Origin of the sequence: Actinomadura sp. DC4 (assembly GCF_030406325.1) — a bacterium.
Classification (GTDB): Bacteria; Actinomycetota; Actinomycetes; order Streptosporangiales; family Streptosporangiaceae; genus Actinoallomurus.
Map to the genome: position 1 here is coordinate 13,437 of NZ_JAUEQY010000042.1, position 17,985 is coordinate 31,421.

At 68.5% G+C, this 17,985-nt stretch carries 21 protein-coding genes; 10 read left to right on the plus strand and 11 right to left on the minus strand.

The genetic code is table 11. The features are described 5' to 3' along the window. The first annotated feature begins 83 nt into the window (after positions 1–83). Complete coding sequence (locus QWU11_RS42165; protein ID WP_290120198.1) at positions 84–1,241, plus strand: cupin domain-containing protein; 1,158 nt, start codon at positions 84–86, stop codon at positions 1,239–1,241. Next, the gene (locus QWU11_RS42170) at positions 1,238–2,092 is read left to right on the plus strand and encodes an aldo/keto reductase (RefSeq protein WP_290120199.1); all 855 of its coding nucleotides are present in this window, start codon (positions 1,238–1,240) and stop codon (positions 2,090–2,092) included. The genes QWU11_RS42165 and QWU11_RS42170 overlap by 4 nt, the downstream gene beginning before the upstream one ends. Here QWU11_RS42170 and QWU11_RS42175 read toward each other — a convergent pair whose 3' ends face one another. Together QWU11_RS42175 and QWU11_RS42180 are read right to left on the minus strand one after the other, a co-directional pair. Further along, positions 2,093–3,028 carry a hypothetical protein gene (locus tag QWU11_RS42175; protein ID WP_290120200.1) on the minus strand — a complete coding sequence of 312 codons (936 nt, stop codon included), beginning with the start codon at positions 3,026–3,028 and terminating at the stop codon, positions 2,093–2,095. Positions 3,029–3,137: 109 nt separating this feature from the next. Beyond that, positions 3,138–4,442 carry a serine hydrolase domain-containing protein gene (locus QWU11_RS42180; RefSeq protein WP_290120201.1) on the minus strand — a complete coding sequence of 435 codons (1,305 nt, stop codon included), beginning with the start codon at positions 4,440–4,442 and terminating at the stop codon, positions 3,138–3,140. Positions 4,443–4,970: 528 nt separating this feature from the next. Here QWU11_RS42180 and QWU11_RS42185 point away from each other — a divergent pair. The 3 genes from QWU11_RS42185 (at position 4,971) to QWU11_RS42195 (ending at position 6,919) form a co-directional block, all read left to right on the plus strand. Next, positions 4,971–5,159 carry a hypothetical protein gene (locus tag QWU11_RS42185; RefSeq protein WP_290120202.1) on the plus strand — a complete coding sequence of 63 codons (189 nt, stop codon included), beginning with the start codon at positions 4,971–4,973 and terminating at the stop codon, positions 5,157–5,159. Positions 5,160–5,328: 169 nt separating this feature from the next. Further along, positions 5,329–6,051: a hypothetical protein gene (locus tag QWU11_RS42190; RefSeq protein ID WP_290120203.1), complete on the plus strand. Its 723-nt coding sequence runs from the start codon at positions 5,329–5,331 to the stop codon at positions 6,049–6,051. Between the two features lie 55 nt (positions 6,052–6,106). Beyond that, on the plus strand, positions 6,107–6,919 hold the full coding sequence (locus tag QWU11_RS42195) for an alpha/beta hydrolase (protein ID WP_290120204.1): 813 nt from the start codon (positions 6,107–6,109) through the stop codon (positions 6,917–6,919). 30 nt (positions 6,920–6,949) lie between these two features. Here QWU11_RS42195 and QWU11_RS42200 read toward each other — a convergent pair whose 3' ends face one another. The 3 genes from QWU11_RS42200 to QWU11_RS42210 are packed head-to-tail and all read right to left on the minus strand — an operon-like array spanning position 6,950 to position 8,385. Continuing rightward, positions 6,950–7,627, minus strand: coding sequence for a DUF899 family protein (locus QWU11_RS42200; RefSeq protein ID WP_290120205.1), 678 nt, complete (start codon positions 7,625–7,627; stop codon positions 6,950–6,952). Continuing rightward, positions 7,605–7,964 carry a helix-turn-helix domain-containing protein gene (locus QWU11_RS42205; protein ID WP_290120206.1) on the minus strand — a complete coding sequence of 120 codons (360 nt, stop codon included), beginning with the start codon at positions 7,962–7,964 and terminating at the stop codon, positions 7,605–7,607. Before QWU11_RS42205 ends, QWU11_RS42200 begins: the two co-directional genes overlap by 23 nt. Continuing rightward, entirely contained in the window at positions 7,954–8,385 is a 432-nt protein-coding gene (locus QWU11_RS42210) for an SRPBCC domain-containing protein (RefSeq protein ID WP_290120207.1), read from the minus strand. The genes QWU11_RS42205 and QWU11_RS42210 overlap by 11 nt, the downstream gene beginning before the upstream one ends. A gap of 257 nt (positions 8,386–8,642) precedes the next feature. On the opposite strand from QWU11_RS42210, the gene QWU11_RS42215 reads away from it, so the two are divergent. Together QWU11_RS42215 and QWU11_RS42220 are read left to right on the plus strand one after the other, a co-directional pair. After that, positions 8,643–9,608, plus strand: a complete 966-nt coding sequence (locus tag QWU11_RS42215) for a carbon-nitrogen hydrolase family protein (protein ID WP_290120208.1) — start codon at positions 8,643–8,645, stop codon at positions 9,606–9,608. Positions 9,609–9,703: 95 nt separating this feature from the next. Further along, on the plus strand, positions 9,704–10,840 hold the full coding sequence (locus tag QWU11_RS42220; protein ID WP_290120209.1) for a S1 family peptidase: 1,137 nt from the start codon (positions 9,704–9,706) through the stop codon (positions 10,838–10,840). Positions 10,841–10,896: 56 nt separating this feature from the next. Here QWU11_RS42220 and QWU11_RS42225 read toward each other — a convergent pair whose 3' ends face one another. After that, a complete protein-coding gene (locus QWU11_RS42225) occupies positions 10,897–11,703 on the minus strand; it encodes an MBL fold metallo-hydrolase (RefSeq protein WP_290120210.1) in 807 nt (268 codons plus the stop codon). Between the two features lie 63 nt (positions 11,704–11,766). Here QWU11_RS42225 and QWU11_RS42230 point away from each other — a divergent pair, with 63 nt between their 5' ends. After that, complete coding sequence (locus QWU11_RS42230) at positions 11,767–12,363, plus strand: TetR/AcrR family transcriptional regulator (RefSeq protein WP_290120211.1); 597 nt, start codon at positions 11,767–11,769, stop codon at positions 12,361–12,363. Beyond that, positions 12,360–13,088 (plus strand): SDR family oxidoreductase, encoded by a 729-nt coding sequence (locus tag QWU11_RS42235; RefSeq protein WP_290120212.1) that lies wholly within the window; start codon positions 12,360–12,362, stop codon positions 13,086–13,088. Before QWU11_RS42230 ends, QWU11_RS42235 begins: the two co-directional genes overlap by 4 nt. On the opposite strand, the gene QWU11_RS42240 is transcribed toward QWU11_RS42235, so the two are convergent. Continuing rightward, entirely contained in the window at positions 13,072–13,455 is a 384-nt protein-coding gene (locus QWU11_RS42240; protein ID WP_290120213.1) for a helix-turn-helix domain-containing protein, read from the minus strand. The two genes, QWU11_RS42235 and QWU11_RS42240, sit on opposite strands and share 17 nt — an antisense overlap. Positions 13,456–13,549: 94 nt before the next feature. Between QWU11_RS42240 and QWU11_RS42245 the strand changes: the two genes are divergently transcribed. Beyond that, complete coding sequence (locus QWU11_RS42245) at positions 13,550–14,404, plus strand: SDR family oxidoreductase (protein WP_290120214.1); 855 nt, start codon at positions 13,550–13,552, stop codon at positions 14,402–14,404. Here the strand turns inward: QWU11_RS42245 and QWU11_RS42250 are convergent. From QWU11_RS42250 to QWU11_RS42265, 4 genes are read right to left on the minus strand one after another with little or no spacing between them, the layout of a single operon-like run. Further along, positions 14,401–15,216: a fructosamine kinase family protein gene (locus tag QWU11_RS42250; protein ID WP_290120215.1), complete on the minus strand. Its 816-nt coding sequence runs from the start codon at positions 15,214–15,216 to the stop codon at positions 14,401–14,403. The genes QWU11_RS42245 and QWU11_RS42250 overlap by 4 nt on opposite strands. Continuing rightward, complete coding sequence (locus tag QWU11_RS42255) at positions 15,213–15,692, minus strand: low molecular weight protein-tyrosine-phosphatase (protein ID WP_290120216.1); 480 nt, start codon at positions 15,690–15,692, stop codon at positions 15,213–15,215. The genes QWU11_RS42250 and QWU11_RS42255 overlap by 4 nt, the downstream gene beginning before the upstream one ends. 18 nt (positions 15,693–15,710) lie before the next feature. Then, positions 15,711–16,358, minus strand: a complete 648-nt coding sequence (locus QWU11_RS42260; protein ID WP_290120217.1) for an NUDIX domain-containing protein — start codon at positions 16,356–16,358, stop codon at positions 15,711–15,713. Next, positions 16,355–17,878 (minus strand): hypothetical protein, encoded by a 1,524-nt coding sequence (locus QWU11_RS42265; RefSeq protein ID WP_290120218.1) that lies wholly within the window; start codon positions 17,876–17,878, stop codon positions 16,355–16,357. Before QWU11_RS42265 ends, QWU11_RS42260 begins: the two co-directional genes overlap by 4 nt. Positions 17,879–17,985 lie beyond the last annotated feature (107 nt).

Below are 17,985 nucleotides of genomic sequence, written 5' to 3' on the forward strand. Positions count from 1 at the left end.
GCATCATCAAGTGGAACCAGCTGACTTTGAGACGCCAGGATGTAACCGACGAGTCTCTAACGCTGGACTCTCTAGTAGATCCAATGTCCGGCGACCGGTTCCTCCGCGAATTCTACGGACAGAGGTATGTACATTTACCGGGGAATGAAGCCCGGTTCGCCGACCTCTTCCCGTGGCCTTCCATCAACTCGATCCTCAGATCGCACCGTCTTGAACATCCCAGATTACGAATGATACTTAACGGTACGGTGGTTCCGTTCGAGGATTACATCGAGTTATTTCAGAATCGACGCAAGACCACCATACCTAAGCTCCGGATGGCTTCCTTCAACTCCTTCCTCAGAAAAGGCGCCACACTCGTCCTCGACGATGTCCATGAGCTCCACCCGCCGATCTCTGACCTGGCCTACTCACTTGAGCGGGTCCTACGCGAGGAGGTCGCTGTCAACGCCTACGTCGGGCGAGGCGTGGCACGTGGCTTCGATGTGCACTGGGATCCACACGAGGTGTTCGCCGTCCAGGTGAGCGGTAGCAAGAAATGGCACGTCTATCCGACGTCCCGGCGCTGGCCGCTCTACAAGGACGTCGACCCGAACACGGAACCCCCTGATGTAGAGCCCACTGTGGTGAACCTGACCGCGGGAGACGTGCTCTATCTTCCACGCGGCTGGTGGCACGGCACGGTGCCGACAGGCGAGCCCAGCCTGCACCTCACATTCGGCGTTACCCCTGCGACCGGCATCGACCTCTTGGCCTGGCTCGTGGACGAGATGCGTCACCGCGAAGAGTTCCGCGAAGATCTGCCTCGTTTCCGCCCCGTAGAACTCGAGTCGCACGTCGCCAAGCTCCTAAGAGTCTTCGCGGACCAAACAGGCCGATCCACGGTTGAACGCTTCTTCACGCATCGCGACACGTTCGCGCTGGCGCGGGTACCCAGCGCGATGCCGGGGATCTACAACTCTCAGGCTCTGCCTGACGGCGAAGACTTTGACATTGACTTCTGCTACCCGCGGGCGGTCCTGCGCGTCGGTGCCGACGCGGTCGAGCTCTTCGCCGACGGGCGCCGATGGACCTTCGCACTCACCGCCGCGCCTCTGCTCGAGCAACTGACGGGGCATAGCCGGATCAGCATGAGGGAACTCATCACGCGGCATGCCGATCGGCTGCCGGCCAAGACCATTCGCGGGCTGGTGAGCCTGCTCACGGTAGAGGGACTGGTCACGATTCAGGTTCGACCGTGACGGCGGGCCACCGTATCGTTCTCGGATTACACCGCTCCGCACATCGGCGAGAGATCTTCGAGACCGCGCTGCGGCTTGGCATCAGAGATCTCGACACCAGCTACAGCTACTTCGACTTCGCGTCCCACGTGACCCTCGCCAAGACCATTCCCGACCTGCTCGGTGAGTTCTTCATCAGTACCAAGATCGGGTATTTCCCCGGCAGCGGTGAGCTTGAGCACTCGCTCGATCCGAAGAGGCTTTTTCGGGCGGCGGAGCGTACCGCAACCGACCTGGCCCGGCCACCTGCGCTGCTCATGCTGCACAACCCCGAGCGCGGGATCATATTGGGCGACTCGCGAGAGCACTACCGGGAGTCACTTTCTCTCGCGATCGACGCCATGGCGCGGGCCTCACGATCGGGGCTCTGCGGGGCGTGGGGGATCTCGACATGGCTGCACAGATCCTTTCTCGCGGCACTGGAGAGCACACCCATCGAACAGAAGCCGTCGGTGCTCATGGTTCGGTGTGGTCTAAAGGTCTCTGCCGCAGACCTCGACGCCGCTGACGACTTGTTCGCCTGTCTCGACCTTCCCCCTGAGGGACGCTGGGGTATGTCGCCCTTTGGGGGAGCCCCGCGCCATACCTTCTGGAAGTCAGTGATTTACAAGCCGCTATTGGCGCCCGACGAGGAGGTAACTGTCCACCAAGCGGCGTTCCGTCTCTCTTTCGAACTTCCACGAGTAGACAGGGTGGCCGTCGGTTGTGACTCTCCAGAACATCTCGCCGAGCTCATCCAAACTCGCACGCTGACCGTCCCGGAGGAAGCGATCCACGCGTACCGGAGCGTGCTCCGCGAACTACAAAACTGATCAAGGTCCCGGAGCCGGTGCGTTCACCTGACCGGACCTGATGTTCAGCACATAGTGATATCCGATCTTCGCGTTATCGGTCTCCCAGATGACGACATCGCCCGCTTGTCTGAACCTACGGCTCTGCTCAGTGCTGTCTCTCAGATCTATGACCTCCATCGCGGAAGTCGCGATGACGGTGTTGCTCCCAATGGTCGGGACGCGATGCACCCTCCTGCCCTCCGAGGTCACGGTCACCTTGAGGGAGTCGGTGGAGTACGGGACGTCGACGTAGACCTGGTCCACAGGGTTGGAGAACACGTTCGTCAGTCCGATCGTGATCCGGATCTTGCAGGAGTCACGGCCGCGCTGGAAGTCAACGGGAACACGCAGGAGCCCGTACTCGACGAAGTCCACTCCGCCCCACTGCGTCTTCGCCTCAGGACTGAGCAAGCTACGTCTCTCCTGGAGCGTCATGATGGTCGACGGATCGATGGGGACCTCGTTCACCTCCACAGCGAGTATGCGCGAGGTGGGCTGCGCGCCACTGGACGGCGCATTTGTGTAGTACATGGGGAATGACAGCTCCGAAACGCTGTCATCAGTAGAAACGACGTCTAGGATCCAGTTGACCTTGGTCTCCGTCGCTGACTCGATTGCGATGATGTGCTCATAGCTGCGGAACATCACGATGTCCGGGACAACTCGGGCGGCGACCACATAGGCCGCTAATCGATCCCTCGCCTCACGCACGTCCCTCAGGTAAGCATGAAGGTAGACAAATACGAGAAATCCCAGTGTAGCCGCCGTAAAGAAATATCCGAGGATAATCACATACTTACTATGAGCAGCCCCGGTGGATGCCGCGATCAAGACGCTGAGAAGGGTGACCAACACAGAGATAAGTGAAGCGACCAGCGACCGCGACAGTTCCGACTGATCCAGGTTATCTGTCATGTCTTTCCCGGCCCTTGATAGTCGGTCAGCAGATCGTTGAAATCATCTACTCTGGAGGGCGAAGGGTCCACAGCACATCCAGGGACATCGCACCGCCGCCTAGCACCACCTATAGATCCCACTGGTAAGGCCGACGCGTGAACGGATATCCCGCCCACCGCAGAAATAGCACATTTTCAGCCGCATCACGGACTATTTCCAGCACCTCCCCCCTCTCGCGACCGCTGATCACCCGGAGCAGATTCGTTTCGGTGCGTTCGAACCGTGCCGGCTCGCCAGGTGAGACCGCCTGCACAGCTCGCAGCGTGCCTTCGTTCCACGTGAAAACGAACTCCAGCCCTTCCGACCACCACCGGCCGAGCACACCGGCGAGCTCCGGCGGGCACGGCACTCGGACTCTCGGGGCCGGATCGAGCGAGGGCGACCTCTCGACTGCCGCCGCGACCAACTCGTCGGTCAGACCGATCACGTCGACTCCGGTGCCCGCGTTCAAAAGCGCGGCCGCGACGGTCCCCGAAGATCGGTCGAGGGAGATCGCCGCCGTGAACCCCGGCATGACGCCGTCGTGTCCGGACAGCACCCGCCCGTCCCGATGCCTGAGAGCCAGCCCCAGCCCCCAGGCGGCCGTCCACTCGCGATTGGTCATCGCATGGGGCACATGCATCGCCTCCACAACCGATGGAGAAACGATCTCGCGTCGGAGGCCTGCGAGCGCACCGGCCCAGCGAGCGATGTCCGCCGAGGTGCTCCACAGCTGACCTGCTGCGGAGAGTGCCCGCATGTTGAAAATCTTGTCCGGCATGAATCGTTCGTCGTAAGGATCGCTGTAGTAGCCCAGGGCAAAAGGTTCGCGAGGGGCCCAAGTCGTGTCCCTCAGCCCCAACGGGCGAAACAGCCTTTCTTCGACGAAGTCCTCAAAACTCCCTACGACTCGGCGAACCACTTCCGCGAGTAGCCCGAACCCGAGGTTGGAGTAGTGCCATCGCAGCCCCGGTGAGCTGACTTGGACCACGTCGCGTAATGTCTTCTCGAACTCCCCGGCTCCGGGCGCCTCGAACGTCTCCCACATAGGTGATGGATGCTCTCGCTGGAGCCCCGAGGTATGAGAGAGGATCTGTCTCAGCGTTGCCCTGATGCCTCCAAGCTCGGGTACGTGCTCGTGGATGGGGGAATCGACGTCTAACAGCCCCTCTTCCGCCAGTAGCAGGAGGCATACGGCCGTGAAGGTCTTGGTGATCGAGCCGATCCGGAACTGAGTCGAGGCTGAGGACGGTGTTTCGGGTTCGAGCCGCGCCCATCCTGAATTTTCGTGCCAGAGGACCCGCCCGCCCGAAGCCAGCGTTACGGATCCGCCGACGACGTTTTCGCAGTACCTCGTGAGAATCGAGTGAAAGAGGATGCGATCGGTTTCCATAAGACCTTTTCTGTGCTCGCGTCGGGACCGTGGCCTGGCAGACGTGGACGCTCCCATTATCCTCGGGAAGCGCTATCCGGCATGGCTCGGCCGGTCTCAGTTGTCGTATCTATCGATTCCGATCCCGTCACCAGGGACGAGTCAACGCAACCCGACCAGAGGTCGTCACTCTCCTCGTCGACTCGGCGGACCTACGCGAGCGGACTTGAGAGTGCGGGGGACCGGAACGTCGCCGTCCGGTGCTCTACACGATCAGACGCGAGTTGGGTGCGCGTCTTCCGTTCATCGAGCCCGGTTGACGAACCGCTGCCCGCGACGCTCCGGCGTGGCGTTCGCCGGGTGATTTCACGTCGGTGGTCCCAGGAGGGCTTACTGCCAGGCGATTCGCCCCCTCCACAGCACCAGCAGCGACCGAATCCGCCGTCCGCGCAATCGGGCGACCCCTCGCCGTGGCCGCCTCTGGCACTGCTGGGCCGCCTCCGCCAGCGCCCGGCCCGTCCTGCTTCCAGACGGGCACGGGCACGAGGCGTGAAGTCGCGCGCGATCCGCGACGCGGACGTCGTGATCGACGGTGACGCGGCGCGGATTACCGGGACCGGCGCGGTGGCGCGCATTGGCAACGGCTTGGGCGGGCCAAGGCCGGGTGACGGAACCGATGAGGGCGGGTCGGGCATCACCGCCGCATTCAACGCACCGTTGCTGGGACCACCGCGTTGAACGTCTATCCGATCGAGCCACGCACGGCGACGTCGTCTCGGGGCGGAGCCGGGCGGCCTGACCCCCCTTCTGAGGCCGTCCAGGCGATCTTGTACGTCGTCCCGGCCAGCCGGCGGCGTTGACCTGTGGTCGTGCAAGACTGGCGGCGTCGGTGTACGGGAGGACCGGGATGCCGCTGGAGAACGAGGACCGGCCGTCGGACTCGCCCTACGTTCAGCGGGTGTGGCGTAGCCGGGCGTCCGGGGTCGCGCGGATGACGTCGATCGCCACCTCGAATTGGGAGCTGGTGTTCTGGCGGCACGAGGGTCGCGCGCACGCCGCCGTACGGGGGCCGGAGACCGCGGCCTCAAGCGTCGGCGTGCCCGATGGGTCGGAGTCGTTCGGGATCACGTTCGCGCACGGTACCTCGATGCCGCACATGTCTCCCGCGCGTCTCGTCGACTCTTCGTGGGAGAGCCCGCACGCGACCGCGACGAGGTTCGTGCTGGGCGGTGACGAATGGCTCGTCCCCGGTTTCGAGAGTGCGGAGCAGTTCGTCGCCCGGCTCGTACGGGAGGGGGCCCTCGTACGCGACCCGCTCGTCGACGACGTCGTGTCCGGCGGGATACCGGACGTCGGGACGAGGTCGGTGCAGCGCCGCGTCGCCGCGGCGACCGGGCTCACCCAAGGCGGCATCCGGCAGATCGAACGCGCCCGGCAGGCCGCAGTCGCGCTCAGCGGGGGCATCGGACCACTCGAGGTCGTCAACGCGCTCGGCTACTACGACCAGCCGCACCTCGCCCGCTCGTTGAGTCGCTTCATCGGCCGCACCGCGACCGACCTGTCCAGGCAGGACCCGGCCGGTCAGCCGCTGTCGCTTCTGTACAAGACCGGCGCCGGCGGCGACTCCTAGCCTGACCGCGATGCGGTGCGTATCCCCGCGTCGCCTACCAGGAAGGACAGTGGAGATGACCGAGAACGCCAGCGCGGCCGCCGTGTCCGCCGACGGCACCACGATCGCGTTCACCGCGTGGGGCGAGGGCGAGCCGCTCATCATCGTCGACGGCGCGACCGCCTATCCCGCCATCAACCCGACGAACGAGGAGGTCGGACGGCTGCTGAGCGGGGAGTTCCGGACCTACGCCTACGACCGTCGCGGACGCGGTGGAAGCACCGACACCGGGCCGTACGCCGTGGAGCGCGAGATCGAGGACCTCTTCGCGCTCATCGAGGTCGCGGGCGCACCGGCGACCGTGTTCGGCTGGTCGTCCGGCGCGGTCCTCGCGCTGGACGCCGCGGCGGCCGGTCTGCCGATCAAGCGGCTCGCGCTGTTCGAGCCGCCCTTCGTCGTCGACGACAGCCGCCCGCCGTTGCCGTCCGACTACGTGGAGCGGCTCGACGCCGCCGTGGCCGACGGCCGCCCCGGGGACGCCGCGGAACTGTTCCTGACCGCCGCGGCCGGCCTGCCCGCCGAGGCCGTCGGCGGCATGCGTCAGAGCGAGTTCTGGCCGATCATGGAGTCCGTCGCACCGACGATCGCCTACGACGGCCGGATCATGGGAACCACCATGTCGGGCGCCCCGCTGCCCGGCGATCGCTGGGCGGCCGTCACCGCCCCCACGCTCGTGCTGCACGGCACCGGGACGTACCCGTTCATCATCGCCGGCGCCCAGGCGCTCGCGGAGCTGCTCCCGTCCGCGACCCTTCGCGCCGTCGAGGGCGAGCAGCACAGCGCCCCCGCCGGCGTGCTCGCCGCCGCCCTGCGCGACTTCGCCCACTAGCGAGGTGAAGTCGTGCAGGGGGCCTGCACGCTAGCGGTAGCGGCCGAAGCTCACGGGCTTGGCGTCTGAAGGCATCGAGGTCGGGACGTGGAACGTCGGCTGCTGGGGCCAGCCGTCCGGAGAGTCCTCCCAGTCCTCTTTTCTGCCGAACACCGTCAGGTCGAGGACGCTCGTCACGAAGGTGAGCCGGTCGATGCCGCGCCCGGTCGTGCTGTACGTCCGGTAGACGTCTGTGCCCTCGCGCAGGAAGACGGTCAGCTGGAAGCCGCCGCCCGCCCCGCAGTCCTCGGCGAACGTCGTGCCGCACGAGGACACGAACGGCAGGGTCCAGCCCATCTTCTCCCGGTACGCCTCGATCTGCAGCGGGGGCATGTTCGACACGGTCACCCAGGTGATGCCCTGCTCGGCCAGCAGGGCCGGCGCGGTCGAGGGGACGTTGTCGGTGAACCACGTGCAGCCCGGGCAGTAGTGGTCCGGGCCGTTGTCCATGAACTGGTACGCGACCAGCTGCTCCCGGCCCTCGAACAGGTCGAGCAGGGACCTCGTACCCGACGGTGTCTCGAAGGCGTACCCGGTGTCGAAGGGGACCATGGGAAGGCGGCGGCGGCGTGCGGCGAGTGCGTCCAGGGTGCGCGTCGCCTCCTTCTCGGCCTGGAGCAGTTCGTCGCGGGCCTGTTGCCACTCCTCAGTGGTGACGATCTTCGGCATCTCCTGATCTCCTGTTCAGATGGTCCTTCAGCGCGTCGAGCGGCCCGTCCCAGTCGCGGGCCATCGCGGCCAGGAACTGCTGTGCCACCTGCATCGGCGCCGATCGGAGCCGGTATCGCACCCGGCGTCGTTCGCCCGGTGAGGCCGTCACCAGGCCGGCCTCGGCGAGCAGGGTCAGATGTTTGGCGATCGCCTGCCGTGTGATCGGCAACTGGCCGGCCAGGTCCGTGGCCGTGGCGGGACCGCCCGAGGCCAGCGCGCCCAGGATGGCGCGCCGGCTCGGGTCGGCCAGGGCGACGAAGACCTGTTCGGCGATCGCCTCGTTGTCAGGCGGCATCGAGGTATTCGACCAGTTCGCCCAGCTCGCTCCCCCAGCCGCGCACATTGCCGTCGTACGCCCCCTGGTGCGCCTCGTCCGACAGCTGGGCGAAGCCGCTCTCGACCACCACCACCCGCGTACCCGTGCCGATCGGTTCGAGGGTGAACTCGACGTACGTGCGGCGCGGGTCGTCCTCGGGCAGTCCGTAGACGTGCCAGCTGAAGCCGAACACCGTCGGCTCCTCGACCCGCTCGATCCTCATGTTCGCGGTATGACCGTCGGTCCAGCTCATCCTGGCCGATCCGCCAGGGCGCAGGTCGATCTTCGCCTCGTTGCCGAACCAGCCGCTCAGGCCCTCGGCCGTGGTGAGCGCGGCCCACACGGTGGCCGGCGGCTGGGTGATCTCGACGGCTCGCTCGATGCGGTCGGGGAATGCCATGATGAAGCCTCCAAAGTATCGCAACTGCTTGGTTGCTAAGCTATGGCAACCGATCGATTGCGTCAAGGACGCTTGACGAGGGACCGGACGCGGCGGCATCATCAGGCCCGGCGTGGCCTACGCCCGACCCCCTCCGGCCGTCCCCGAGCGCGGCCTTCATCGGAGGCGAAGGGGCTCTTGTCTCAGGTCGTTGTCGTTTGGTCCGACCGTTTCGTACGTGGTCGCCGGGGGGCCTCGTCCGGAACGCAGGAGACCAGATGACGGCGAACACCAACCTCAAACGCCAGGTGCGGGCCCGTGCCGCCAAGACCGGGCAGTCCTACACCACCGCGCTCCGGCACTTCCGTACGGCGAAGAGGCCACGGCTGGCCGTGGCCCAGACCACCGTCCGCGAAGACCCCCGCGACGGCGACGCCCTGCGCGCGAGCGGCCGCGAACTGCGCCGACTGATGCGCCGGGCCCACGCGGCCGGCGCGCGGGTCGTCCACTTCCCCGAGGGCGCCACCTGCTCTCCCCACAAGCGTGTCATGTCCACCGGCGACGAGGTCGGGCCGGCCGACTGGAGCCGGTTCGCGTGGGACGTCCTACGGCAGGAGCTCACCGCGACCGCGCGCCTGGCCGGCGAACTGCGCCTCTGGACCGTACTCGGCTCGGTCCACCGGCTCACTCCCCCGCATCGCCCGCACAACAGCCTCTACGTGATCTCCGACCACGGAGAGGTCGCCACCCGCTACGACGAACGGCTCCTGTCCAAGACCAAGGTGTCGTACATGTACGCGCCCGGTGAGGTTCCGGTCACCTTCGAGGTCGACGGCGTACGGTTCGGGTGCGCGCTCGGCATCGAGGTCCACTTCCCCGAGGTCTTCGGCGAGTACGAGCGGCTCGACGTCGACTGCGTGCTCTTCTCCACCACCGGTGGCGCCGAGGCCGACGGCCCGATGTTCGCCACCGAGGCGCAGGGCCACGCCGCGGCCAACGGCTACTGGGTCGGCTTCTCCGTACCCGCACGTCACAGCACGACGGCGCCCGCCGGCGTGATCGCCCCCGGCGGGGAGTGGCTTGCCCGCTGCCCGGCGGACGGCGCGCCCGCACTGGTGGTCGTCGACCTCGACGACAGAGCGGCCAGGTCCCAGGCCCGCCCGTGGCGCCGTACTGCGCGCGCGGGCATCTACGACCCGCACTTCGTCAAGGACCCCCGCAGCGACGACCGCGGCACGTTCTGAATCGGCATCCAACGCTCGATCGCGGATGGAACGGGATGGAACGCCCCAGTTCATAACCGGAGCATTCATCTCTAGCGAAGCGAAGCGGAGTGTCAATGAGATCTCGTCTTGCCTCGTGCGTCGTCGCGGTGGGCCTGACGGCCGGTCTGTCGGCCGTCGTCCCGGCCGCGCAGGCGGCACCGCAAACGACCTCGTCTTCCGGGCCGGCCGGGCCGGCCGCGTCATCGGACGCGCAGAAGCTTTCCACGCTCGCCACCGCCCTGAAGCGGCGGCTCGGCGGGCGTAGCGCCGGTTCGTACCTCGACCGTACGACGGGCCGGCTCGTGGTGACCGTCGCCGACCGGTCGGCCGCGCAGAGCGTACGCGCGGCCGGCGCCGTTCCCCGCACGGTCACCCGCAGCGGGACCGCCCTGCGCCGGGTGACCAAGGCCCTCGACCGGTCCGCCCGTATCGCGGGCACCGCGTGGGCCGTCGACCCGGCGGCCGACCAGGTCGTGGTCTCGGTGGACCAGTCCGTGACGGCGGCGAAGCTCGCCAGGCTCCAGTCCGTCGCCCGGCCGTTCGGGGCCGCGGTGAGGGTCCAGCGCGTGCCCGGCGAGTTCAGCACGCGCTCGATCGGCTACACCGCGGGCGGGCAGGCCATCTACACCGGGTTCATCCGGTGCTCGCTGGGGTTCAACGTGCGGAGCGGCGGCGTGTACTACTTCCTCACCGCCGGGCACTGCACGAACGAGGGCTCGTCGTGGTTCGGGGGCGCCAGCCCCGACGGCACCAGCGTCCAGTCCTTCCTGGGAACTCGGACGGGCACCAGCTTCCCCGGCAACGACTACGGCATCGTGCAGTACGCGGGCGCTCCGGGCGACGGCCTGGACTATCCCCCGATCGGCGCCGTGTACCAGTTCCGCACCGGCGCCGACCGTACGCAGGACATCAAAACGGCCGGTGACCCGGTCGTGGGCCAGAGCGTCACGCGAAGCGGGAGCACGTCCGGTGTGCACACCGGCACGGTGACCGCGCTCGGCCAGACGGTGAACTACGCCGAGGGCACCGTCACCGGCATGATCCAGACGAACGTGTGCGCCGAGCCCGGCGACAGCGGAGGCTCGCTGTACTCGGGCACGACCGCACTCGGCCTGACGTCCGGCGGCAGCGGAAACTGCAGTGCCGGCGGGATCACCTTCTTCCAGCCGGTCACCGAGGCGCTCAACGCCTACGGCGTCAGCGTCTTCTGAGGCGAGGCGGGCTCCGGCCACTCCGGCCGCCGGAGCCTGCTTCGACCGGTACGGCCCTAGGCCGCCAGCCGGGCGAAGGCCCAGGGGTCGTGGGCGGAGAAGACGTCGACCTCCTCGCCGTGGTCGCGGACCAGCTCGCGCAGGCGGGACTGGTTGGCCAGGCGCAGGGGGCGGTCGGTTTCGGTGATCTCCTCCAGGGCCTCCCAGAGGGGCATCGTCCAGCGTTCCGGGCCGATCTGGCCGTGGTGGTAGAACGCGTCGCCGGCGTGCAGCAGCCACCGCTCCCCCGCCCGTACGGCGACCGCGCAGTGGCCCGGAGTGTGCCCCGCCAGCGGGATCAGCAGAACGTCGGGTGGCAGGCCCGCCGGCTCGATGGCGTCGAAGCCGAACCACACGTTGCCCTTCTGTGCGGTGTACGTGCTCCAGTGCGGCCGGTGCGCCCAGTGCGCCGGCCGGTAGCGGAGCGTGTGCTCAGGGTGCCCGCCGACGCCCGTCGCCGTACGGAGCTCGGCGTCGTGGACGTGCACGGTGGCGTCGGGGAAGTCCGGCAGGCCGCCGGTGTGGTCGAGGTCGAGGTGGGTGAGGACGATGTGCCGTACGTCGGCGGGCCGGAAGCCCAGGCGCGAGATCTGGCGCACCGCGGTCTCGCCCGGGTCCAAGACCGCCTCCGTACGGTCGAGGAACGTCCGGCCGAGCGTCTCCTCACGGCGCGAGACGTCCGGTGTGCCGAAACCGGTCTCGACCAGCACGAGCCCGGCATCGTCGGTCTCGACGAGCAGGCAGTGGTTGAGCGCCCGCGCCGGCGGAAGGCCGTTGCCGGGGTCGATCTCCCGCATCGTCCCGCAGTTGAGGTGATGGATCACGACACCACTCCTTACGAACGTTCGTGCGTATTTAGCGAACGATCGGTAGGCTAAGCTGATGTCATGAGTCCGCGCAAGTCCGTCACCGAGACGGCCGGCACCCGCGTCCGGATCATCGAGCGCGCCTTCGCGCTGGCCTCCGCCGAAGGGCTGGAGGGCCTGACCATCGGCCGGCTGGCCACCGACCTGGGGATGAGCAAGGCCGGCGTGATCGGCCATTTCGGCACGAAGGAGGCGCTCCAGCTCGCCACCCTCGACGCGGCCGTCGAGCGGTTCCGTCGCCGCGTACCCGCCCAGGTCACCGGCGCCAAACCCGGGCGAGAGCGCCTGACCCGCGCCTTCGGCGAATGGATCGACTACATGAGCGGCGACGAGGCGCACGGGGGTTGCTTCCTGGCCTCGGTCGCCACCGAGTACGACGGCCGCCCCGGACCCGTACGCGACGCCGTCCTCGCGGCGCTGTCGAGCTGGTCCGACTACGTCCGCGGCGAGCTGAGTACGGCCGCCGCGGCCGGTGAGCTTCCCGAGGGTACCGACCTCGACCAGCTCGCCTTCGAGCTGAACGGCGTCATCCTCGCGACCGACCAGGCCATCCAGCTCCACCACGACCCCGCCGCCCCCGCCCGGGGCCGCCACGCCATCGATCGGCTGCTTGGATGAGCGGCGTCGCGGTGGTCACCGGGGCGGGCTCGGGGATCGGACGGCACGTCGCGAGGGCGCTGCTCGGCGCCGGCTACCAGGTGGCACTCGCGGGCCGGCGCGCCGAGGCCCTGCGTGAGACGGCCGAGGACGCGCTCATCGTGCCGACGGACGTCGGGTCGCCGGACTCGGTGGCCCGGCTGTTCGACGAGGTACGCCGCGAATACGGCCGGCTCGACCTGCTCGTCAACAACGCGGGGACCTTCGGCCCGCCCGGCGCGGTCGACGAGATCACGCCCGAGGACTGGCGGCGTACGGTCGACACCAACCTCACCGGCGCCTTCCTGTGCGCGCACCACGCCGTACGGCTGATGAAGGAACAGCGGCCGCGCGGCGGGCGGATCATCAACAACGGCTCGATCTCCGCCCACGTCCCCCGGCCCGCCAGCGTCGCGTACACCGCGACCAAGCACGCCATCACCGGGCTGACCAAGTCGATCTCGCTGGACGGCCGCGCGTACGACATCGCGTGCGGGCAGATCGACATCGGCAACGCCGCCACGGAGATGACGGCCGGCATCGCCGCGGGCGCCCGCCAGGCCGACGGCAGCGTGAGACCGGAACCGACGTTCGACGTCGAGCACGTCGCGCGGGCCGTGCTCTACATGGCGAGCCTGCCGCTCGACGCGAACGTGCAGTTCATGACGATCACCGCGACGACGATGCCGTTCATCGGCCGCGGCTAGCGTCGTACGCCTCCCGCGCCTCGGCGACGTCGCCCACCCTGGTCTCGACCCACCGGGCCAACGCCCACACCTGCTCGGCGGCCGCGCGGCCCATCGGGGTCAGGGAGTAGTCGACGCGCGGCGGGATGACGGGCTTGGCGTCGCGGTGGACGAAACCGTCGCGCTCCAGGGTCTGGAGGGTCTGGGCGAGCATCTTCTCGCTCACCCCGCCGACGTGACGGCGCAGCTCGCCGAAGCGGTAGGAGCGCTCCAGCAGCGCGGCGAGCACGAGGACGCCCCAGCGGCTGGTGACGTGTTCGAGGATCAGCCGCGAGGGGCAGTCGGCGATGTTGACGTCCGGCGGACGCTCCACACTGCTTACGCTCATACCAGTACCTTACTTAAAGGTGGGTACTTTCCCTGGGTTAGTACTCCTCGTAGGGTAAGCCCCCGTACACGCATCCGAGAAGGGGTTCTTCCGCATGAGCATCGTCATCACCGGCGCCACAGGACAGCTCGGCCGTCTCGTCATCGCGGACCTGCTGGCCTCCGGGGTCCCCGCGGACGAGATCACGGCCGTCGCCCGCAGCGAGGAGAAGGCCGCCGACCTGGGCGTACGGTCCCACGTGGGCGACTACGACCGGCCCGAGACGTTCGCGGGAGCGTTCCGTACCGGGGACCGCGTGCTGCTGATCTCCGGCACCGACATCGGCCGGCGCGCCGCCCAGCACGCCGTGGTCATCGACGCGGCCAAGGCGGCGGGGGTGGCCCAGCTCGCCTACACCGGCATCTTCGGCGGCCCCAAGGCCGACTTCCTGCTCGCGGCCGACCACCGCGCGACCGAACAGCTCATCCTCGACTCCGGCCTCCCGTACACCTTCCTGCGCAACAACTGGTACTCCGACGGGCCGTCCTACACCGGTGCTCTCGCCGGCATCGTGGAGCGCGGCGCGATCCTGACCAGCGTCGCCCCCGGGAGCCGCGTCGCGACGGCGCCCCGTACGGACTACGCCGCCGCGGCGGCCGTCACGCTCGTCGGCGACGGGCATCTGAACACGGCCTACGAGCTGGGCGGCGACGTCGCGTGGACGATGGAGGAGTTCGCCGAGGAGGTGTCGCGGCAGACCGGGAAGAAGGTCGTCCACACCGAGGTCAGCCCCGCCGAGCACCTGGCGATCCTCACCGGGGCGGGGCTGCCCGAGACGTTCGCCGAGATCCTCGTGGACGTGGACGCCGCGATCGGCCGCGGCGCCCTGGCGGGTACGCCGGGCGATCTGTCGCGGCTCATCGGCCGGCCGACGACGCCGATCGCCGACTCGATCGCGGCGGCTCTCTAGATACGGCGGGCCGCGGCCAGGGCCTGGTCGCGGTAGCCCGCGCCGAACAGCGCCGCGTGGACGAGCAGCGGATGCAGCTGGTGCAGCGGCAGCCGGTCGCGCCAGCCGTCCGCGAGGGGCGCCACCTCGTCGTACGCGGCGATGATCCGGTCCAGGGCGGGCGCGCCGAACAGCGCGAGCATGGCCAGGTCGGTCTCCCGGTGCCCGCCGTGCGCGGCCGGGTCGACCAGCCAGGCACGTTCGGTTCCCCACAGGACGTTGCCGGACCAGAGGTCGCCGTGGATCCGCGCCGGCGGCTCGCCGGTCGCGGGGATACGGGCGACGGCGCGCTCGATCTCGGCGGCGTCGCTCGCGCTCAGCGCGCCCCGGTCCACGGAGATCCTGACGTACGGCAGGACGCGGCGCTCGGCGTACCACTCCGGCCACGAGGCACCGTCCTCGTTGTCGAGCGGGAGTTCGGCGATGTGGCCGGGCCAGGGCGCGCCGTACCGGTCCGCGCCGGTCGCGTGCAGGGCGGCGAGCTCGCGGCCGAACCGCTCGGCCGTGTCCGGCGTGGGCGCCGCCGTCTCGATCCACGGCAGGACGAGCATCGTGTCGTCGGCGGCGAGCACCTCGGGTACGGGGGCGCCGCCGTCTCCGGCGAGCCAGCGCAGCCCCTCGGCCTCGGCCGCGAACAGCCCGTCGAGCCGCTTCCGCGCCCGCTTGACGAACACCCGGCGCCCGTCGGTGAGGGTCACCCGGTGCAGGCTCCACTCGTGGCTGACACCGAGGTCGGTCTCCTCCGCGACCGCAGTGCCCAGCAGCGCCCTCACGGCTGCTCCTTCACCGCCCGGCGGATGTGGTCGAGGAGGCCGGGGACGGCGGCCTCGATCTGCTCCCGGACCGTCTCGAAGCCGGAGGCGCGCCCGTAGTAGGGATCGGCCACGTCGAGGTCGCCCGCGCGCGGGTCGAACTCCCGCAGCAGCCGGACCTTTCGCCGCGCGGCGTCATCGGGTGCCAGCCGGAGCAGGTCGCCGCGATGCCCTTGGTCCAGCGCGACGATCAGGTCATAGCGGTCGAACCAGGCCGCCTCGAACTGCCGCGCCCGGTGCGCGGACCGGTAGCCGGCCTTCCGCAGCGTCGCCACCGCGCGCTCGTCCGCGGAGTCGCCGACGTGCCAGTGCCCGGTGCCGGAGCTGTCGGCCTCGACGTCGAGGCCGTCCTCCTCGGCGTGCCGGCGGAAGATGTGCTCGGCCATCGGCGAGCGGCAGATGTTCCCGGTACAGACGAAGGTGACGCGGTAGGACATGCGGTCAGCCTAAACCGCTCAGTCGAAGGGCGGCAGCCGGTGCTGGCGCGCGTTGAGGACGGCGCCCATGGTGAACGAGTCGGTGATCTCTCCCTGCTCCTGCATCGTGCCGAGCTCCGCGGCGGTGAGCAGTATCGCCCGTTCGATGCCCTCCTCCTCGGCCTCCTCCAGGTTGGGCGGCGTGTCCACCGCGGCCCAGAACAGGCCCGATCCGCCGGCGGTCAGGCCCGTGTCGACGTGGATCAGGCCGAGCGGGCGGAGGTCGACGGCCGTGACCTTCAGCTCCTCCTCCAGCTCCCGCCGGGCGGTCTCCTCCAGCGACTCGCCGGGCTCGGAGAAGCCGCGCGGGATCTCCCAGTGCCAGCGCCGCGTCGAGTGCCGGAAGTGGCGGACCAGGATGACGCGCCCGTCGTAGACCGGCAGGATCGCCGCGCCTCCGTGGCCGGCCGACGGCACGACGCGGAAGTAGCCGCCGACGGGCCCGTCGAAGAGCCGGACCGGGTCGCGCAGCAAGGTGATGTAGGGGTCGCTGTAGAGGACCCCGTACGGGCCCTCCTCGGAGGGGAACGCCGGCAGGATCTCGATCGGCGCGCCGGGCGGGTTCTCGAAGAGTTCTGGTCTGGACCGGCGGAGGCGCTCGTAGGCGGCCTCGACAGGGTCAGTCATTCGTCCTCGTCGGACATGTCTTGCCCATTTCCTCGCTCGGGGGGCAGTTCCGTCTTGCCGCGCACGTACTCCAGCAGTCTCCTGGCTTCGCGGCTCGGGTTCTCCATTCGGAGCGTGAGGATCTGCGCCGTGTTGTCGATTCGGCGTTCACTGGCACGACCCAGAACTCTACCCACCCCCCATCGGATGGTAACCTTCGCCGCTCTCGAGCTGGCCATTCCCAACGCGTCTCCGATTATCTCGAAGGCGGGTGCGTGGCCGTTCAGGAAGAACGCGTTAATGGTCAGCGATCCAAGATCGATGCCGAGTTGCGTCATCCCGTTGAACCGCTGCCCCCACTCCTCTTCGCGGCGGTTCAGGGAGATCTCCTCGGCCTTCCTCACCATGGTGAGATAGGACTTCGTGATCGCCTCGGCGCCCGTGTCCGGGTCGGCGAGCGTCGCGACCGACGGGCTGTTCACCAGGGCGGAGAAGGTCCTCCGGTAGGCCTCCCACTCCTGCTCCCTGCGCACGTCGTGGACGTCGACCAGCGAGAGCCGGTCCAGGCTGGGCACCGCCTCCAGGAGTTCCTGGACGTTCTCGAACGCCAGGTTCCGCAGCAGCCCGATCAGCTCGTCGGAGTCCGTCCCGTCCAGGTCGCCCCTGCCCCGCAGCGCGGAGAGCCCCTCCTGAAGGGCGGTACGCCGGGGAGAGTCTCCGGGCGTGATGCTGAAGACGTCGACCGAATCGGCGAGATTCGTGGCGTACTTGAGGTCGAGCAGCTGTTTGACCTGTGCCGCGTGGGGCTTCTTCGCGTCATAGCGGTATTCGGTCACCGGCCGGCCGTCCACGACCACGAACTTCTCGTACAGGCGCTGCCGGGTGACGGGCCGGTCGGCGTCGAGTTCGTCGTGCACCCACCGGCTGACCGTGCGCAGGCGTTTGAGCACGCTCTCCGCGTGCGCGTCGTCGTCCAGCGCGAGATCACGCCGCAGCGCCTTGACGTCCAGCTGGGTGAAGTCGAGGACGAAACGGTTGTACTCCCGGCCGATGCCGCGGGAGAGACGGGCGTTCTCCTCCTCGTCCCAGGAAAGGCGAATGCAGGACATCGAGGTGGACTCGGCCACCTCGCGCCACGCCTGGAGCCCTTCCGCGGTCTCGAACTCCGGCGCCGAGGAGGGAACCGGAGAGGGCTCACCGAGCAGCCAGGGCACGATCGCACCCTCCCGGAGCAGGTCGCGGAACGCCTCGCGATCGGCGCCCTTCCGCAGATAGTCCCGATAGACGACCGGGTTGTTGTAGAGATAGGCGCGGTTGACGATTATCTTCTCGGCGGCCAGCAGCGCCCGCAGATATTCGGCGCGCGACCGGCGAGCGCGGCCGGCCGCGACGTCCTCGTCCACCCGGCCGGCCCGGAGCACCCGGTCCAGCAGCCCGCGGTCGAACCACTGGTTGTCGAGCGCCTGCGGCACCGCCGCCACCGTACCGATGAGGTCCGCGGCCTCCATCCTGCCGAAGGAGACGTCACCGTCGTCGATCATGAATACCCCCTGGGACACCCGCACGCGTGGATCGACGGCGGCTTCGCCATAGAGGACCCACGTTTGCGGCAATTATGACGTCATCCCTACACAACCGCCGCTCGATA

Excerpts from the sequence above, each read along its gene's own strand:
- QWU11_RS42165 (WP_290120198.1), top strand. The coding sequence starts at position 84 with ATGTCCGGCGACCGGTTCCTCCGCGAATTCTACGGACAGAGGTATGTA.
- QWU11_RS42175 (WP_290120200.1), bottom strand. The coding sequence starts at position 3,028 with ATGACAGATAACCTGGATCAGTCGGAACTGTCGCGGTCGCTGGTCGCT.
- QWU11_RS42180 (WP_290120201.1), bottom strand. The coding sequence starts at position 4,442 with ATGGAAACCGATCGCATCCTCTTTCACTCGATTCTCACGAGGTACTGC.
- QWU11_RS42190 (WP_290120203.1), top strand. The coding sequence starts at position 5,329 with ATGCCGCTGGAGAACGAGGACCGGCCGTCGGACTCGCCCTACGTTCAG.
- QWU11_RS42195 (WP_290120204.1), top strand. The coding sequence starts at position 6,107 with ATGACCGAGAACGCCAGCGCGGCCGCCGTGTCCGCCGACGGCACCACG.
- QWU11_RS42200 (WP_290120205.1), bottom strand. The coding sequence starts at position 7,627 with ATGCCGAAGATCGTCACCACTGAGGAGTGGCAACAGGCCCGCGACGAA.
- QWU11_RS42205 (WP_290120206.1), bottom strand. The coding sequence starts at position 7,964 with ATGCCGCCTGACAACGAGGCGATCGCCGAACAGGTCTTCGTCGCCCTG.
- QWU11_RS42210 (WP_290120207.1), bottom strand. The coding sequence starts at position 8,385 with ATGGCATTCCCCGACCGCATCGAGCGAGCCGTCGAGATCACCCAGCCG.
- QWU11_RS42215 (WP_290120208.1), top strand. The coding sequence starts at position 8,643 with ATGACGGCGAACACCAACCTCAAACGCCAGGTGCGGGCCCGTGCCGCC.
- QWU11_RS42220 (WP_290120209.1), top strand. The coding sequence starts at position 9,704 with ATGAGATCTCGTCTTGCCTCGTGCGTCGTCGCGGTGGGCCTGACGGCC.
- QWU11_RS42230 (WP_290120211.1), top strand. The coding sequence starts at position 11,767 with ATGAGTCCGCGCAAGTCCGTCACCGAGACGGCCGGCACCCGCGTCCGG.
- QWU11_RS42235 (WP_290120212.1), top strand. The coding sequence starts at position 12,360 with ATGAGCGGCGTCGCGGTGGTCACCGGGGCGGGCTCGGGGATCGGACGG.
- QWU11_RS42240 (WP_290120213.1), bottom strand. The coding sequence starts at position 13,455 with ATGAGCGTAAGCAGTGTGGAGCGTCCGCCGGACGTCAACATCGCCGAC.
- QWU11_RS42245 (WP_290120214.1), top strand. The coding sequence starts at position 13,550 with ATGAGCATCGTCATCACCGGCGCCACAGGACAGCTCGGCCGTCTCGTC.
- QWU11_RS42255 (WP_290120216.1), bottom strand. The coding sequence starts at position 15,692 with ATGTCCTACCGCGTCACCTTCGTCTGTACCGGGAACATCTGCCGCTCG.
- QWU11_RS42260 (WP_290120217.1), bottom strand. The coding sequence starts at position 16,358 with ATGACTGACCCTGTCGAGGCCGCCTACGAGCGCCTCCGCCGGTCCAGA.
- QWU11_RS42265 (WP_290120218.1), bottom strand. The coding sequence starts at position 17,878 with ATGATCGACGACGGTGACGTCTCCTTCGGCAGGATGGAGGCCGCGGAC.